12 protein-coding genes and 1 pseudogene are annotated in these 15,281 nt (G+C 37.2%); 7 read left to right on the top strand and 6 right to left on the bottom strand.

What is annotated here, in order from left to right; translation table 11 throughout:
- Window positions 1-231 precede the first annotated feature (231 nt).
- Together CLV95_RS09800 and CLV95_RS09795 are read right to left on the bottom strand one after the other, a co-directional pair.
- The gene (locus CLV95_RS09800) at window positions 232-1,170 is read right to left on the bottom strand and encodes a hypothetical protein (protein ID WP_002732471.1); all 939 of its coding nucleotides are present in this window, start codon (window positions 1,168-1,170) and stop codon (window positions 232-234) included.
- Window positions 1,171-1,176: 6 nt separating this feature from the next.
- Window positions 1,177-2,100 carry a branched-chain amino acid transaminase gene (locus CLV95_RS09795; RefSeq protein WP_002728000.1) on the bottom strand — a complete coding sequence of 308 codons (924 nt, stop codon included), beginning with the start codon at window positions 2,098-2,100 and terminating at the stop codon, window positions 1,177-1,179.
- A gap of 141 nt (window positions 2,101-2,241) precedes the next feature.
- Between CLV95_RS09795 and mnmG the strand changes: the two genes are divergently transcribed.
- Together mnmG and CLV95_RS09780 are read left to right on the top strand one after the other, a co-directional pair.
- Complete coding sequence (gene mnmG / locus CLV95_RS09790; RefSeq protein ID WP_002728053.1) at window positions 2,242-4,149, top strand: tRNA uridine-5-carboxymethylaminomethyl(34) synthesis enzyme MnmG; 1,908 nt, start codon at window positions 2,242-2,244, stop codon at window positions 4,147-4,149.
- Window positions 4,150-5,458: 1,309 nt separating this feature from the next.
- A complete protein-coding gene (locus CLV95_RS09780; RefSeq protein ID WP_002732413.1) occupies window positions 5,459-6,295 on the top strand; it encodes an ankyrin repeat domain-containing protein in 837 nt (278 codons plus the stop codon).
- Between the two features lie 555 nt (window positions 6,296-6,850).
- On the opposite strand, the gene CLV95_RS09775 is transcribed toward CLV95_RS09780, so the two are convergent.
- On the bottom strand, window positions 6,851-7,579 hold the full coding sequence (locus tag CLV95_RS09775; RefSeq protein WP_002727985.1) for a hypothetical protein: 729 nt from the start codon (window positions 7,577-7,579) through the stop codon (window positions 6,851-6,853).
- Window positions 7,580-7,733: 154 nt separating this feature from the next.
- Here CLV95_RS09775 and CLV95_RS09770 point away from each other — a divergent pair, with 154 nt between their 5' ends.
- From CLV95_RS09770 to CLV95_RS19355, 5 genes and pseudogenes are all read left to right on the top strand, one after another.
- Window positions 7,734-9,188 carry a M20/M25/M40 family metallo-hydrolase gene (locus CLV95_RS09770; RefSeq protein ID WP_002732743.1) on the top strand — a complete coding sequence of 485 codons (1,455 nt, stop codon included), beginning with the start codon at window positions 7,734-7,736 and terminating at the stop codon, window positions 9,186-9,188.
- Between the two features lie 939 nt (window positions 9,189-10,127).
- Window positions 10,128-10,892: an RsmG family class I SAM-dependent methyltransferase gene (locus tag CLV95_RS09765; protein WP_002727980.1), complete on the top strand. Its 765-nt coding sequence runs from the start codon at window positions 10,128-10,130 to the stop codon at window positions 10,890-10,892.
- Entirely contained in the window at window positions 10,870-11,631 is a 762-nt protein-coding gene (locus tag CLV95_RS09760; protein ID WP_002727971.1) for a ParA family protein, read from the top strand. The genes CLV95_RS09765 and CLV95_RS09760 overlap by 23 nt, the downstream gene beginning before the upstream one ends.
- 2 nt (window positions 11,632-11,633) lie before the next feature.
- Window positions 11,634-12,509: a ParB/RepB/Spo0J family partition protein gene (locus tag CLV95_RS09755; RefSeq protein WP_002727989.1), complete on the top strand. Its 876-nt coding sequence runs from the start codon at window positions 11,634-11,636 to the stop codon at window positions 12,507-12,509.
- A gap of 76 nt (window positions 12,510-12,585) precedes the next feature.
- A pseudogene (locus CLV95_RS19355) lies at window positions 12,586-13,001 on the top strand (hypothetical protein).
- A gap of 359 nt (window positions 13,002-13,360) precedes the next feature.
- Here CLV95_RS19355 and CLV95_RS09745 read toward each other — a convergent pair.
- Genes CLV95_RS09745 through CLV95_RS09735 form a run of 3 tightly spaced genes read right to left on the bottom strand, consistent with a single transcriptional unit; the run spans window position 13,361 to window position 15,240 of the window.
- On the bottom strand, window positions 13,361-13,876 hold the full coding sequence (locus CLV95_RS09745) for a YaaR family protein (protein ID WP_002728026.1): 516 nt from the start codon (window positions 13,874-13,876) through the stop codon (window positions 13,361-13,363).
- Window positions 13,873-14,220 (bottom strand): bactofilin family protein, encoded by a 348-nt coding sequence (locus tag CLV95_RS09740; RefSeq protein ID WP_002728037.1) that lies wholly within the window; start codon window positions 14,218-14,220, stop codon window positions 13,873-13,875. Before CLV95_RS09740 ends, CLV95_RS09745 begins: the two co-directional genes overlap by 4 nt.
- Window positions 14,221-15,240, bottom strand: coding sequence for a M23 family metallopeptidase (locus CLV95_RS09735; protein WP_011671193.1), 1,020 nt, complete (start codon window positions 15,238-15,240; stop codon window positions 14,221-14,223).
- Window positions 15,241-15,281: the final 41 nt, after the last annotated feature.

Here is a 15,281-nt window from a genome sequence, read left to right as displayed (position 1 = left end):
CTTCGGATCTAAAACCCTGGATACCTTATGAATGAGAATACAGTGTTTTTTGATAATGCCTTGTACTCAAATGAAAATTCCAAAATCGAAATTCTCTCTCAAAAAAAGAGGATGTTTATGTTTTGAATAATTAATTATGTCTCAAATGTGAAACCCGCTTATTTTTGTGTTTCTGTTAACGTGTATCGATGTATTTTTATGAGAACATATATTCAATTTTTAGAATATATATTAAAGAGAAAGTTGAAAAAATAGTCTTGAAAGTGCGATTGCGTCGATGCCGACAATTCTTTTATGGAGTTCTGCCTTAAATTGAAAGATTGCCTCGATCTTTGAGAGATTATTTTCATAATCGGTTCTCGTATACTCGTAAACTAAAGTAAGACTTACCAACTCTAAAAATTCCTTGTAAGAGAAATTTTCTTTCCACTCTGGATGTTCGTTTTTGTAAGAAGAAATCCACGACTCTAGTTTTAGAAGATCGAGTTTAGTTTCTAATTTATCCTTAATTTTTTCCTGAACCAGATCGATTACTTCTTTCGGACATTCGAACGGTGCGAGGCTTCCTCCTTGAAATGGAAGAGTGGAAAGTCCTAAGTTCGTATTGATTTTTTTCAAGTCATTTTGGTTTAAATATTGGAATGGAACACAAATTGCCCGACTTATGATTGTCTCTTTGAGTGTGTCTATGTTATTTACGATAAAAATGAATTTTGAAAATGATGGAGCTTCTTCCAGGGATTTTAATAAGGCTGTTTCTGCTTCGTTTCCGATGAGGGACGCGTCCGGGAAAACGATAAAACGAAACTTCGAAAGATGAGGGCGATAATTCAATCGCGAACGAATCAACCAACGGATTGTAAATTCTTCTGGATTATCCTCGCTTCCAATCGCTATAATTTTTCCGCGATCTTCCGGAAAACGTATGTAATCCGGATGAGAATTTCGCATGAAAGCTTTACAGGAAGCGCAAGTCCCGCATGAAGTTCCTTCAAAACATAATACATTTTTAATAAACCGCTCCGAAGTAGACTCTTTTCCGGTTCCGTCCGGGCCATGAAAGATAAGAAGAGAAGGAATTGTCTCCGGTTTTGACGTATACCTTTTTAAAAAAGTAAGAGCGACCTCTTGTCCTAAAATATCGTCGAGTTGAAACGCAGAGCGAAACATTCTTTTTCAATAAACCGGAGTCAACCAATGTCTGTATTTTTCTTCTTTGTTAATTACAAGATTGAAGAATAAACTTTGAATCTTTTTTGTAATTGGTCCCATCTTTGAATTGCCAATCTTTCTATGATCGATTTCAGAAACCCATGCGATTTGTACTCCTGTTCCCGAAAAGAAAACCTCATCCGATATGTAAAGTTCACTTCTGGAAATATCCCTTTCGATTACTTCGATTCCATTATCTTTTGCAATTTGAAGAACACTCCTTCTTGTAATTCCTTCGAGCAGAGAAGAATTAATACCTGGCGTAATGATCTTTCCGTCGCGAACTAAGAAAATGTTTTCCGCGGAACCTTCGCTTACAAATCCTCTCGAATCCAAAAAGATCGCCTCATCAAATCCGTTTTGAACCGCTTCCGATTTTGCAAGCGCCGAGTTCACGTAACCGCCGGAAACTTTCGACAAGGTCGGTATTACTGCATCATCGAATCTTCTCCAACTGGAAACCATAGTCTTTAATCCATGCTTGGTATCCAGGTAATCGTTCAACTGAAGAATATAAATTGCGAATTCGGTGGGAACGTCGTGAAAACGAGGTGAAAGTTGCAACGCCGACGTATAAACGAAAGGACGAAGATAAATGTTTTCTTTGTAACCGCACTGACGAATCAAATCAATAGTTATGTCTCTCAATTCTTCTTTTGTTTTGTCGAGTTTCAATTGCATGATTCGAGTCGAGTTTATCAGTCTTTGATAATGATCTAAGATACGAAAGAGATAGATATTATCCGTATCCTTGTCGTAATAACCGCGGAGTCCTCCGAAGACGGTGGTTCCGTACTGAAGTGCGTGAGTTTGAATGCTGATCTTCGCTTCTGATTCTGGAAGGATTTTTCCTTCAAAATAGGATAGTTTCTTGATGGATTCTGCCATAGAACAGGAACCTGATAAGTGATATAATTCCATGAATCAATATATCGGGTCTGTTGTCGATTCATCTTACGATCAAAGGCCAATACTTGTGAAACATCTCATTCTTAAATCAGTAATTTATTTTTAGGAAGTTGAATCTCGATGATCGAATCCAAAAACCAATCTTTTTTTCCGAATCGTTTTGATTGTGTCGTAGTAGGTGCGGGTCATGCAGGTTCGGAAGCGGCTTACATCGCTTCGAAAGGAGGAGCGAAAACTCTTCTTATCACGATGAATTTAGATACGATCGGTCAGATGTCTTGCAATCCAGCGATCGGTGGTATCGCTAAAGGGCATATGGTGAGGGAGGTAGACGCACTCGGCGGTATCATGGGCAAGGTGATTGATAATACCGGAATTCAATTTAAGATGCTCAACACTTCCAAAGGTCCAAGCGTTTGGGCGCCACGCGCTCAAGCGGAAAAAAAAGAATATCAACTGAAAGTAAAACATACTCTGGAAGCGGAAAAGAATCTTTCAATGCGACAGGACACGGTCGAAGAACTTCTCATTGAAAACGATCAAATGATTGGCGTGAAGACCGGTCGTGGTTTTGAGATTTATACGAACCATGTCATTTTAACCACCGGAACATTCTTATCTTCTCTCGTTCACATCGGAACATATCAAAATGAAAACGGAAGAATGTGCGAGCCAACGGTCAAAGGTCTTTCTAAGTCCTTGGCAAAATACAATTTAAAGTTAGGAAGACTGAAGACAGGAACTCCGCCTCGGATTCATAAGAACTCGGTCGACTTGAGTGTGCTTGCGATTCAGGACGGTGATGAGAATCCTTCTCCCTTTTCTTTTTCAACGGAGAAGATCACCCGCAGACAAATTCCTTGTTACATCACTTATACAAATGTTGAAACTCACAAACTCATTCACGAAAATCTAAGTTTGTCTCCAATATATTCGGGACAAATTCAAAGTACTGGGCCGCGCTATTGTCCTTCGATCGAAGACAAAGTGGTTCGTTTTGCTGATCGAGAAAGACATCAAGTCTTTCTCGAACCCGAAGGATATGAAACAACCGAGATCTATCTCAATGGAGTTTCCACAAGCCTTCCCGAAGAAGTTCAATGGAAGTTGGTGCGTTCTCTCAAGGGTTTAGAAAATGCGGAGATTGTGAGACCCGGTTATGCGATCGAATATGACTATGTTGATCCAACCGAACTCAAACCTACTCTCGAAACGAAGAAGATCAAAGGTCTTTATCACGCGGGGCAAATCAACGGAACTACCGGCTATGAAGAAGCGGCCGCGCAAGGTTTGGTTGCGGCTTATAGCGTTCTTCATTCTTTGAAGAATTTAGATCCGTTGTTGTTTAAGAGAAGCGAATCGTACATCGGAGTTTTGATCGACGATTTAGTTTATAAAGGTGTTGAAGATCCATATAGAATGTTTACTTCTCGCGCAGAACACAGACTTCTTCTCAGACAAGACAACGCCGATCAAAGACTGATGAAATATGGATACGAACTTGGTCTCGTCGATCAAGAAAGTTACGATCGTATGAAAGATAAATACGAAAGAGTGAACTCGGTTCGAGAAAAGATTTATCAGATCCCACTTAAACCTTCGAACGAATTTCAGAATCTTTTGGATCAAAAAGGGATCACGAACTACAAGTTCGGTATGAAGTTGGATTCGTTTTTGAAGCGTCCCGAGATTAAAATTGAAGACATAGAGTTCATGCTTCCTGAAGTCAGTTCTTGGTCGGAGTCGGAGAAAAATATTCTCGAGATGGAAATCAAATATGAAGGTTACATCAAACGAGAGCTCGAAACAATTCAATGGAAGAATAAATATTTGGATCTTGCGATTCCGGAAGATATAAACTATGAATCGATTGCCGGACTCAAGAAAGAAGCGATTCAAAAATTAAAAACTCATAAGCCAATGACTTTGGAAAAGGCCGGACAGATTTCCGGTGTGGATCCGAGCGACGTCGACTTGCTGTTGTATCACATTAAAGGAAAAAGAAAACAAGAAGCGGAAGCATCTTGAGCATGGTCTGTTTTTCACGAGGTGAATTGTAGGAACTCCTACTTCGGTTGGAGATTTTTCCTAAAAATTGCGGTCGGAATTCTGACAAGGTTCTGGTTTCTTATTCGCGTTTCACATGAAACGTTTTTCAAAAGCTCAGAATTGCACCGGGTTTTCTTAGAGAGCAAATGTAATGCGATCGAGTTGAATGTTGGCTCACATGTAGGAAGGCGATTGACTTGCTTAAGGTTTTGAGTGAGTCGAAGTAAATTGTCTCAGCCGGTTTACGTTGATTAACGGATCACGATCTTATTTTCTTTTGAATCAACAATGAGCACGTGCTTTATAATGATTTGATTTTTTCGAAACGTCCTAAAGACAAAATGAAGATATCGAGCATTTGAGTTTTAAAGTAACCTTTTGATCTTAGAACCTTCCTTTCGAATCAAAGTGCTTATTATTGGAAACTTTTTCTATATTTGTTAATTTCTTCGATCGTTGATTCATGAAACTTGCGTTTGTTTCGATCATCGACCTTTTGCTGATGACAGGTTAAAAATCTAAGAACAGCTTTGGATTTTTCAAATTGTATCTAAAATTGAAACGAGTGATTTACTTTCGAGTTTTTGCGTTTGGGGAAATTTCTTTTGCGAGGTTTAAGACTTTATACTCCAGTGTGGAATTGTAGATTTGTCCGTTTGATATGAATGTGGAAGATTCTTATTTGAAGATAGACTATCAAAGATTGTTCATAAGCAGAGTCATCGAGATAAGAATTCCGATTTTGAGTGTGAAGAATTTTTCCAAAGGATGTTTTCAAAAAAGATCACTCTTACTCATCGAGCCGTGGCTCTAATTCCAACTTAAAATTAAATCTTGATCTTATTTTTGGTTATAGAAAGCAACTTTTAGAAGGACTTTTAATTGTATGAAGTGTTTATTATCGTGATCAAAGATTTTTCTTCTGTGTATCTCTTTTATATTAATTTTGATTTAGCTTTAAGTAGTTCTGCCGAATGGATTGGCACTGCCGCGTAAAAGAAGAATGAAATGATTTGGAAACCGATGATTCACCAGATCCTGCCCAAAAACGGGATGGAATCTATCTCACGGTTCTAAACAGACCGAAGATTAAAAAACGGTGTGTGGTCTCCTACAGGCTACCCGTTTGGTAAAATAAGATTAAGTCTTAGGGAATATTATAAAATCTGAAATTTCCTAACAAGCCTTCCGTTTTGATTCTCTCTATAATATTGCTTGTGGGTTAATCTTTGAATCTGAAAATCATTAATTTCAACATAGAAAACAAATTACAACGGAAGAAAACCATATGAATCAATCGTTCAAGGAAGCTTTAAAAAAAGGAAATGTCGACTTAGTCAAGGATCTACTGAAAGAAATAGGGGATATAAATCTCAAAGATCGAGATAAAAACACTCCTCTGATACTTGCCTCCAAATGGAACAATTTGGAAGTAGCGGAGTTGCTGTTGGAACAAAATGGAGTGGATCTGGAGATAAAAGGTGAGTTGGAAAGAACCGCTTTGATGTGGGCAGTTTCACAAGGAAATTTGGAAATGGCTTCCTTACTCCTTGGAAAGGGCGCAAATCCAAATGCCAAAGGACTCGCTGGTATGTCTCTATTGATTTACGCGGTCGATGGCGACGAGCCGGATTATGAAATCGTAAAATTACTGATCGATTCTGGAGTCGATGTGAATGCGGCAGATCGCAACGGTGAAACGCCTCTTCGTTTTGCAATAGAAAATGGATTGTTCGAGATCGTTCAATTGTTAGTAGAAAGTGGAGCAGTGATTGAACATCCGGATGCCCGTCCTCATCGTTCTTACCACCATATGGGACATCTTTTCTTAGCGTCTCTATATGGTAGAGCAAACATATTGGATTTTTTTCTGAAAAGAGGATTAGATCCTAATGCAAAGAATGCGGAAGGTGTAACCCTTCTTATGACGGCCATACAAGAGAATAGACAAGGGCATTTGGAATGTGTAAAATTGTTAATAGAACTAGGAGTGGATCTCCAAGCGCAAAACAAAGACGGAGAGAGTGCAAAAATGATTTTAGAAAAACGTTTAAAAAAACAAAAAGAAGAATCAGGTATAGATCCCGATGAAATCAGTTATCAAATGCTACAAATGTTAACTTAGTCTTGTGAGTTTAAAACCCCGTTAATTAACTCAGAGTGAGAACCTTCTTTTGAGGCGTATTTTTAGCTCAGAACTTTCCCTAAGACCTTGGAATTATGGGAGTTTAACGATAATAAAGTCTATTCGAAAGCCGATAAATTGCCCAAGTGGCCTATTGTAAAAGCTCCTTCGCTTTATGAAGGATTCACGATGATATTTCTACCTAAGGTTTTAAAATTTTAAATGTAAAAATTCATACAAAGGAAGTCGTTTTAAAACACAATTTCACTCATTGGTTGAAGGATTTTGAGACAAGCAATAGAAAGTGAATTTTACCCTAATGCGAATGCTTTTGAAATTTTGTAAGTTAACATGGGATTGGAATAACAAATGCGAGAGCACTTCAGTTTGAAAAATTCAGCTGAAACACTTTTTACGAAAGCGTTTCAGTTATGAAATTTGCGAGCGATTCGCCCAAGCTTCTTTATCAAATTCACGTTAAGTAGGGCTGTACAAATTTTGGAGGATTGAAAGAAAAGGCCGGACTTGAAAATTAAGACGGTTATCAGAAACAAATTATTTGTAAATCAGCTCGTGAGTTTTTTGAAGTTCCCATTTGTTGTTTTGTTTCACGTGAAACGTAAAACTCTGGAGTTGGCTATTTGAGCCGTAGTTCAGTTGATTTTTCCTTTCTTGTTCACCTTGGACGTTGGTTCGAGTAAGCAATTTTCCTTTTCCATCATACTCAAACTTAGTGGAAGCAATTTGTTTCTTTTCTTCGTTATAAATATTCTGGATCAATGTTTTTGGGTTTTTTTCATCCTGAGTTAAAATAAACATCTCCATCTCTTTTGAATCTGACCAGTTGGTTTGTCCCGATTTCACGAAATCTTTGTCCCAAGAAGTGATATTTGATTTTAGAAGAAGTTTGTTCTCTTTATTGAAAACTTCTACGAGATTGATTTGCCCTTTGGGATTATATCGAAAAGTTTTTGTTTCAAGTAGGGTGTTATTCTTATCGAAGAGTTCTTCTTTAACCACTTTTCCGTCTTTATATTGAAAGACGGTAGAACCGTCCGCCTTCCCTTCCGCATCCAAATAATTTTCCTTAATCAGCTTTCCGGAAGAATCATATTCATACGATGCTGAATAAATAATTTTACCATTTGTATCCCTAACAATTTCTTTAACAGGTCCATTTGAATTGTTTCCAAAAATATATTTATCGATATGAGACCATTTTCCCGGGGTAATTCCCAAGACAAGACCCGGAAAGATTAGAAAAATAAGTAAAACACGAATCATAGTATAACCTCTACATTACAATCATCGGAAAACGATCCAAAAGGTTAACTCTGTAAATTAAAAGCGCAGCTAAAAAACAAACAAATCTTTTTGTCTAAATCCTTGAAAGGAAAATGGGGTTCAATACTTTCTTACGCACCGAGGAGAATTGCAAATGAGTTTGAAAAAGAGCATGTTGGTCTTTTTAATCGCTTTGGCTTTGTTTTTGCTCTATACGATTTTCGTTACAGAAAAAGGAATCCAAATTTCAACACCTATCACGAAATTTGAAGAACAAGACTATGGAAAACTCGCAGAAGAAGCTTCTAAAGATTTACAAGTTTATCTAAAAATAAAAACGATTCGAGGAAACGAAAGGGAAGCGGTTTTGTTTTTAAAAAGCCTTTTTGATAAACGTGGGATTAAAACTAAGATCTTTAACGTTCCAGGAAAACCGGAGAGAGCAAATATCATGGCCGAAATTAAAGGAACGGATTCCCAAGGTGGCTTAATTCTCACAAATCATATCGATGTAGTGGAAGTTGACTTAAATGAGTGGGATCAACTTCCGTTTTCGGGAGTGAGAAAAGGCGACCGCATTTATGGCCGTGGAGCAATGGATGTAAAAGGTCTAGGAATCATGGAACTCTATACGTTTTTTTTAATTCATGATTCTGGAATAAAACTTAAAAAGAACCTTATGTATCTTGCGGTGGCCGATGAAGAAAGTCGTTCCGAGTTCGGGATGAAATTTTTAATCGCAAAACATAGAGACATCTTTGATGGATATGAGTTTGTTCACAATGAAGGTGGTGTCGGAACTAAAGACATTGTCGTAAAGGGAAGTAAAATATTTAATATTCAACATGCTGAGAAAGGAGCTGTTTGGCTGGATTTGGAGTCCGATGACATCTCCGGTCATGGAAGTACTCCACCGAATCATTATGCGGCTTTGAATCTTGTGGATTTTCTTACGGAACTTAAAAAAATGAATGAAGTCGTAATCATCAAAGACGAGACGGCTTCCTTTTTTTATCAAATGGGCGAGATAAGTCCTTTTCCCAATTCTTTCGTATTAAAAAGATCTCGAAACCCGTTATTAGGGATCATTTTAGGGGGAGTAATCCGGTCCAACAAACATTTGAGAGCGATGACTGGCAATTCCGTGAGCATCACTGGAATTGATACTCACCGCACGGGGATTAACGTGATTACATCGAAAGTAGATGGAACTGTAGACATCAGAATTCTCCCCGGTTTCGACGAAAAAGAAATCTTTAATAAAGTAAAGAAGCTCGGAGAAAAGTATAATGTTAAGGTTGTTGCAAGACATTTGGAAGCGGGAACGATTTCACCGGTGGATTCAAAATATTTTAAGATTCTATCGAGTGTCGTTCAACAAGTCGTTCCGGGAGCGATAGTTGCTCCTTTTTTATCACCCGGAACGACGGATTCCTCTTATTTGCGAATGATCGGTTTCAAATGTTATGGTTTGATTCCCTCGTTAATGAGTTCGGAAGAGATTGATGGAATTCATGGTAAGAACGAAAGTATTACAGTTGAGCACTTAAAAACCGGGATTGAAATTCTTCATAAAACGGTGATAGAATTCAATAATTCTACTGAGTGAATTTTAACCGAATATTATTTAGACAAAATGGCGCCCTTCCGGGCTTAAAAACCGTGTGTTAAATGTGAGCATTAACCACAAAACAAGAAAACCAACAGAAAGAACTAAGAGCTGTCCCAAAACTGTCTTCTGTAGGAGCGGCTTTGCCGCGACATTGTCATTAGTCCCCGAATGTAGGAACTCCTACGGAAGTGTTCAAACAGTAGGCCTATTCAAAAACTGATAAAACTGTCAAAGGGTCCTCTGCAAGAATTCCTTAGTCTGTGAAAAGTTCACGATTCTATTTCTATCAAAGTTTTAAGACAAGTTCATGATAGACTATAGTGTTCTGACAAGTAAGGCTTGTTACTTGCAAAAAGTATGATTTTCTGATAGAGAAAACCACCAGCTTTCTTGACTCCGGTGATTCAAGAATATCTATCTACTCGGAACTACCTTATGTTTAAGAATTATACCAACCTAAGGATCGCGTTAACTCAGCAAACGCTCTCTAAGGATCGCGTTTAGGTAGCTGGTTACTCCTCCATCTAAACTCAGGCGGAGTCAATCTTTTCACGGAGGATTGTCGTAATTCCGACGAATATATCTTGCAACCCAAATATTTGTAGTAACGCAAGATATGCTGACATTTTACTCAAGAATCCCATAAAGTAATGTTTAGAATTCTGTTTTTAAAATTGAGATTCGTTTCAAAATTTATGGTACTCCATATAGCATCGGCAATAGCTTGATATGAAACGTACAATGTGATTACGTGCGATCATTTCGATAAAAAGAAAACCAATTTGTTTAAAAATAAAGACTTCCGAGTTTAGAAAAGAAATTCTTCGAATTGAAAAATAAATCCTCAAAAATGATTCCGAAATCGTATTTATTAAATTTCCAATTCCTAAAAAGAATCTATGACGACAGAATGGATAAAAATTCTATCCTAGCATCATGCAAGATCCCGAAAAGTTTTCAATCGAATCAATTAAAGAAAGATTAAAAGAGCGGTTCCCAAAGGAAATGGATGAAATAATTTATTTCTTTGATTTGGAATTGATTTGTAAGTTTACGTTATTCTTAAAAGAAAAAAACGAAGTCGGAGGATTTTTTTCAAAAAAAGATTCAAAAGAAATTTTAGATCGTCATGTTCTCGAATCGGTTTATCACGTTTATCGAATTACCAAAAAAATAGGATCTTGGAAAGGAACACAATTAGGAGACGCCGGAACCGGACCCGGAATTCCTGGATTTTTTTTTCGTTGTCTTAAAGAACATCCAGTTGTCGTTTTAATCGATTCGCAAAAAAGGAAACTTTCTCATACGGAAAGTTTTGTTCGTTCCAATCGAATTACCGACTTAAAGTTTCAATTTATTCGTACAGAAGAATCTAAATTGTCTTTAAATTATGTCGTATCACGAGGTTTTATTCCCTATCCCTACAGTGTGGAAGCGGTTTCTAATCTTATAAAAATCGGAGGAACTTATGTCCCATTTTTAGGAAAACATGATATTGATGTAAAATTGGAAGAGAAAGTTCTTTCTTATTCCGGTTTTCGTTTGGAATCTTCCGAAGATTTATCTTCTCTTGAATTTTTAGGCATGCGACATATTAAATTCTTGAAAAAGATTTCTAGTCCAAGGCATGGTTATCCAAGAACTTGGAAGGATATCAGCAAGGAGAGTAAGAGCGGTAATGGGAAAGATCGTATCGATTAGTAATCAAAAGGGTGGCGTCGGAAAAACGACAACTTCTATCAACCTTGCAGCCAATCTTGCTTCCATCGGAAAAAAGGTTTTGATCATTGATATGGATCCTCAAGGAAATTCCGGGTCCGGTCTTGGGATTGAAATCAATACTCTTGTAAAAACTTCTTATGAATTACTTTTGGGAGAATCTTCCACAAACGAATGTATTCAAAGAACAAATGTTTCCAATCTTCATATTATTCCTTCTAATATCAATTTGAGTGGTGCAGAGGCGGATCTTCTTGTAGAAGATCAAAGGGAATACAGATTAAAAAACGCCGTCTCCGAACTTCGCTCCGAATATGATTATATTTTGATCGATTGTCCTCCTTCATTGGGAGTTTTAACGATCAATGCACTCTGTGCTGCTGACAGCGTTATGATTACCCTCCAAACCGAATATTTCGCTTTGGAAGGTTTGACTCAGTTGATGAAAATTATTTCTCTCGTTCAAAATCAATTAAATCCTTCTTTAGAATTGGAAGGAGTTCTTCTGACTATGTTTGATAAAAGAACCAATCTTGCGAATCAAGTTGCCGAAGACGTTAAGTCTTATTTTAAAGATAAAGTTTATACTACGATCATTCCAAGAAATGTCAAGTTGAGCGAAGCTCCTTCTTTTGGACAAACAATTATGAGTTACGATCCTGAAGGAGTCGGTGCTCAGAGTTACAGAAGTCTCGCTTTGGAAGTTGCAGGGAAGAGTTAAAAATGGCAATCAAACCCAAAGCCCTCGGACGAGGTCTTGGAAATTTAATTCCGGTTAACGAAAGTAAAACCCCAATTAACTCTTCTGCGGAAGGGGCGCTTCGAGATATACGGATCAGTGAAATTCGTCCGAATCCAAGTCAACCTAGAAAAACTTTTTCGGAAGAATCTCTAAGGGAACTTTCGGAAACGATCAAAGCTCACGGTGTGATCCAACCAATCGTAGTAAAACAGTTAGACGTAGGCTACGAGATTATTTCGGGTGAACGTCGTTATCGTGCGTGCAAACTCGCGGGTTTCGTAAAGATTCCCGCGATCGTTAAAAACGTTTCCGAAAATCAGTCCATGGAAATGGCGATTATCGAAAACATTCAGAGAGAGGACTTAAATCCGATCGAGGAGGCGATCGCTTACAAAACTCTTTCCGAAAAATTGAATTTAAAAATCACCGATATTTCCACACGTGTTGGAAAGAATCGCTCCACGATCTCGAATTTGATTCGTCTTTTACAACTTCCGGATTCGGTTCAAGATTTAATCAAGAATGGAAGAATTTCCGAAGGTCATGCAAGACCTCTTTTATCTTTGGCTGATAAAAAGAAAATTGAACAACTTGCTTATCAAATCGCCGAAAAAGGACTGACAGCAAGACAAGTGGAGGATTTAGTTTCCAATCTTACGGAAGAACGTTCTTCGGTTCCGGAAAAAAAGAAATCAAGAAAAGACGTCAACATCGTCGAACTGGAAAACAAATTTAGAAAAAAATATTCTATGAAAATCGAAATTAGTCATAACCAAAGTTCTGGCAAAGGTAAAATGACGATTGCTTATCCGAATCTAGAAGCGATGGAAAAGATTTTGAATGCGTTGGGTTTGTAAGATACCCTATTTAACTGATAGATAAAAATATACGCAACGAAATAGAGTTTTTGCTTATAGTAGGGAGAAATATGTCATGTTCGACGAATGGAAACGCATTTTTAATTTTATTTTAGCACTTCTTATTGTAATATTCTTTCTCACTTTATATGTGAAATCACCGGTCGTAAAAAGAAATAACAAGAAGTTCTTACATTTCTTTCATAATTATTGGCTGGATTTATTGATTTTGATCCTAACGCCTTTTCTATTGTATATTCAATTGACCGATATTTATAATCCGTCGGGTAATGCGGAAACATTGGTCCGCCGTTACTGGGTTTTATTTTAAGTCTGATATTTATTTCTTATCTTCAATTGACTATGCGTTTTAAAAAAGTAAGAGTGTTTTATTTTTTTATCATTGTTTGTGTCTGTGCGGTTTTAATCAACTTTTCTTTCCTTCTAGAGAAAAATATCTTCTCTACTTGTACAAAACAAACAATTGCATAAACAAAGCAAAGAATGTTTAATAAAGAGGAACCTCTATAAAATAGATTTTAGAATTCTCGAATGTCGTAAAACAGTGGTTTCTCATAAGAATTCTTTATAACGCTCCGTTGTTTTTTGATTTTATAGAGGTTCCCAAAGAATAAAAAAAATTTTATAACAAACTAATTTTGAATAAAAAGGAAAAATTTTCTCCTTTAAAAATTGAAATCATTCCTAATCAAAATCTGGCAAAAGGAAAGATAAGATTGAGTCTCTAAAACTCGGGGTGGTAGAAAAAATCCTAAATATACTAGATTTATAGATTCGTTCGAGGATCGCAGTTTTGATCGCGGATATATTCGAAAAACTGAAAATCGATCCTATTCTTGAATATCCAAAAGAAGACCTCTGATATCGGTGAGAGACTTTAGAAGTTTAAATGCGGAATTTCCTTCGTTCATGATGAGTTCCGCTAAGATTTGGATTTTCTCGTCGATAATTTTCACTACGTGATAAATCTTCTTTGTTTCTCCTTTCATTCTTTTCGCGAGAGTTTCCACCCTCATGTTCTGATCGATGACCGCTTTTGTGATCGATTTGATATGTTTTTGATAAATTTCTAAATTGCCGATGGAAGGGAGATCTAAAAATTTCTTTTCTATGTGCGGAAGATCTCTCCAAAGGGAGTTTAAATCCTTTGTCGTTTCTGAGTCGGATGGAACGATTTCTTCCAAAATATCTAAAAAAGAAGATGAGGTTGCCGGTTCAATTACTTCGGCTTGATTTGAAAAATTACTTCCGTTTAAAGGAAAGATTCCATTTTTCTTACCTTTGGAAGTTTGTCTGGTTTCGGTTTCTTTATGCGGAGGTTGGTAAGGTGGTATGAATACTTTCAATGCACAACTGGGTTAATTTTACAATTGCCTTCAAATTGTACCCCTTCTTCCATTACGATTCTAGGAGATACAATATCTCCTTTCATTCTGCAGGAAGCAAGTAAAGTGACCCGTTCGCTTGCGTAAATATTCCCGTTGATTTCACCGCCGGCGACGACAATTCGAGCTTTGATATCCGTATCGACAATTCCGGATTTGCCGATTAGGACTTTTCCTTCGGTTTTTATGGAACCACGGAAAATTCCATCGATTCTCAAAAGCCCGGTGAGTTTGAAATCTCCGCTGAATTCGGCGCCTTCGCCAATGATACTATTTACGATTAAGTGTTCTTCTGTTGTTGCCATTCAGTCCTGAATTTGATTGAGGAAGGCAAACGGATTGATTGCTCTTGTTCCAACGTGGATTTCATAATGGAGCATATAATTCGGAGAAGCTTCCGTCTTTCCGACAAAACCGATCACTTCAGTCTTAGAGACTTGTTGACCTTGTTTCACTTTCAATCGATCCATGTTCGAATAAATTGTCTTCCATCCGTATTTATGAGAAACTTTTACAAAATGACCTGTGTTTTTTGTATAACCGATTTCATATACAGTTCCGGGTGCGGTCGCGAGAACTTCCGAGCCGGCAAAAGATCCGATATCAACTCCATTGTTATATTCTCTTCTTCCCGAGATGGGATTAAAATAGGAACCATAAGGATAAAGAACGTAACCTTTTACGGGCCAAATAGAGGGAGTTTGTTTGAGAATATTTTTTCTTTTTTTAAGTATTGAAATGATATCTTGTGTAAGCTCATTACTGATTTTTAGATTGTGAACATCTTCTTTCAGTCTGAAAACGGCTGCACCTTCCGGAAGATCATCCGTCTGAAAATTAATAGGCTTTGGTTCTATAATAGAAGGAGGTTGTGTGGAAAGTTGTTCCGCCCCTCCGATTCCTTTGGAAACTTTTGCGGGATCACCGCCTAATCTTATATAGAGTCTAGCTAATCTTCCATAATAGTATTCTACGTACTCGTGAAGAGAATTGATCTCTTCCTTCATTTTGGCCGATTGGCGAATAAAGTCCTTATTGGAAAGATTAAGTTCCGTAAGCTGATGAACAGAACCACTATGACTTAATACATTGATCGAACTGATGATAAGAAGAATAAAAACGGTTCCTATAAAGATTGAAATTGCCCTGTAAGAAATGTGAAAATTGATAGTCTTTTGCTCGGAATGGGGAATTACCATCACGGTAAGTCTTTCTTTTCCTTTTCTGTTGAGCTCGGAAAGTTTTAAATCCAATTTGAGCTTGTATTCTTGGTACTTGTAACGAAGTCTATAATAGATGAGTGCAGAAGTTGCTTTAATATCCACGGTTTATGTCCCGAAACTTGCTCTTTAACCGAATACTTTTT

Source organism: Leptospira borgpetersenii serovar Javanica (assembly GCF_003046425.1).
GTDB lineage: Bacteria > Spirochaetota > Leptospiria > Leptospirales > Leptospiraceae > Leptospira > Leptospira borgpetersenii.
Note: the sequence above shows the minus strand (reverse complement) of the source record. Positions and strands in the feature narration are given on the sequence as shown.

Bases quoted from the DNA above. Each gene is read 5' to 3' on its own strand.
- CLV95_RS09800 (WP_002732471.1), bottom strand. From the start codon at position 1,170: ATGTTTCGCTCTGCGTTTCAACTCGACGATATTTTAGGACAAGAGGTC.
- CLV95_RS09795 (WP_002728000.1), bottom strand. From the start codon at position 2,100: ATGGCAGAATCCATCAAGAAACTATCCTATTTTGAAGGAAAAATCCTT.
- mnmG (WP_002728053.1), top strand. From the start codon at position 2,242: ATGATCGAATCCAAAAACCAATCTTTTTTTCCGAATCGTTTTGATTGT.
- CLV95_RS09780 (WP_002732413.1), top strand. From the start codon at position 5,459: ATGAATCAATCGTTCAAGGAAGCTTTAAAAAAAGGAAATGTCGACTTA.
- CLV95_RS09775 (WP_002727985.1), bottom strand. From the start codon at position 7,579: ATGATTCGTGTTTTACTTATTTTTCTAATCTTTCCGGGTCTTGTCTTG.
- CLV95_RS09770 (WP_002732743.1), top strand. From the start codon at position 7,734: ATGAGTTTGAAAAAGAGCATGTTGGTCTTTTTAATCGCTTTGGCTTTG.
- CLV95_RS09765 (WP_002727980.1), top strand. From the start codon at position 10,128: ATGCAAGATCCCGAAAAGTTTTCAATCGAATCAATTAAAGAAAGATTA.
- CLV95_RS09760 (WP_002727971.1), top strand. From the start codon at position 10,870: ATGGGAAAGATCGTATCGATTAGTAATCAAAAGGGTGGCGTCGGAAAA.
- CLV95_RS09755 (WP_002727989.1), top strand. From the start codon at position 11,634: ATGGCAATCAAACCCAAAGCCCTCGGACGAGGTCTTGGAAATTTAATT.
- CLV95_RS09740 (WP_002728037.1), bottom strand. From the start codon at position 14,220: ATGGCAACAACAGAAGAACACTTAATCGTAAATAGTATCATTGGCGAA.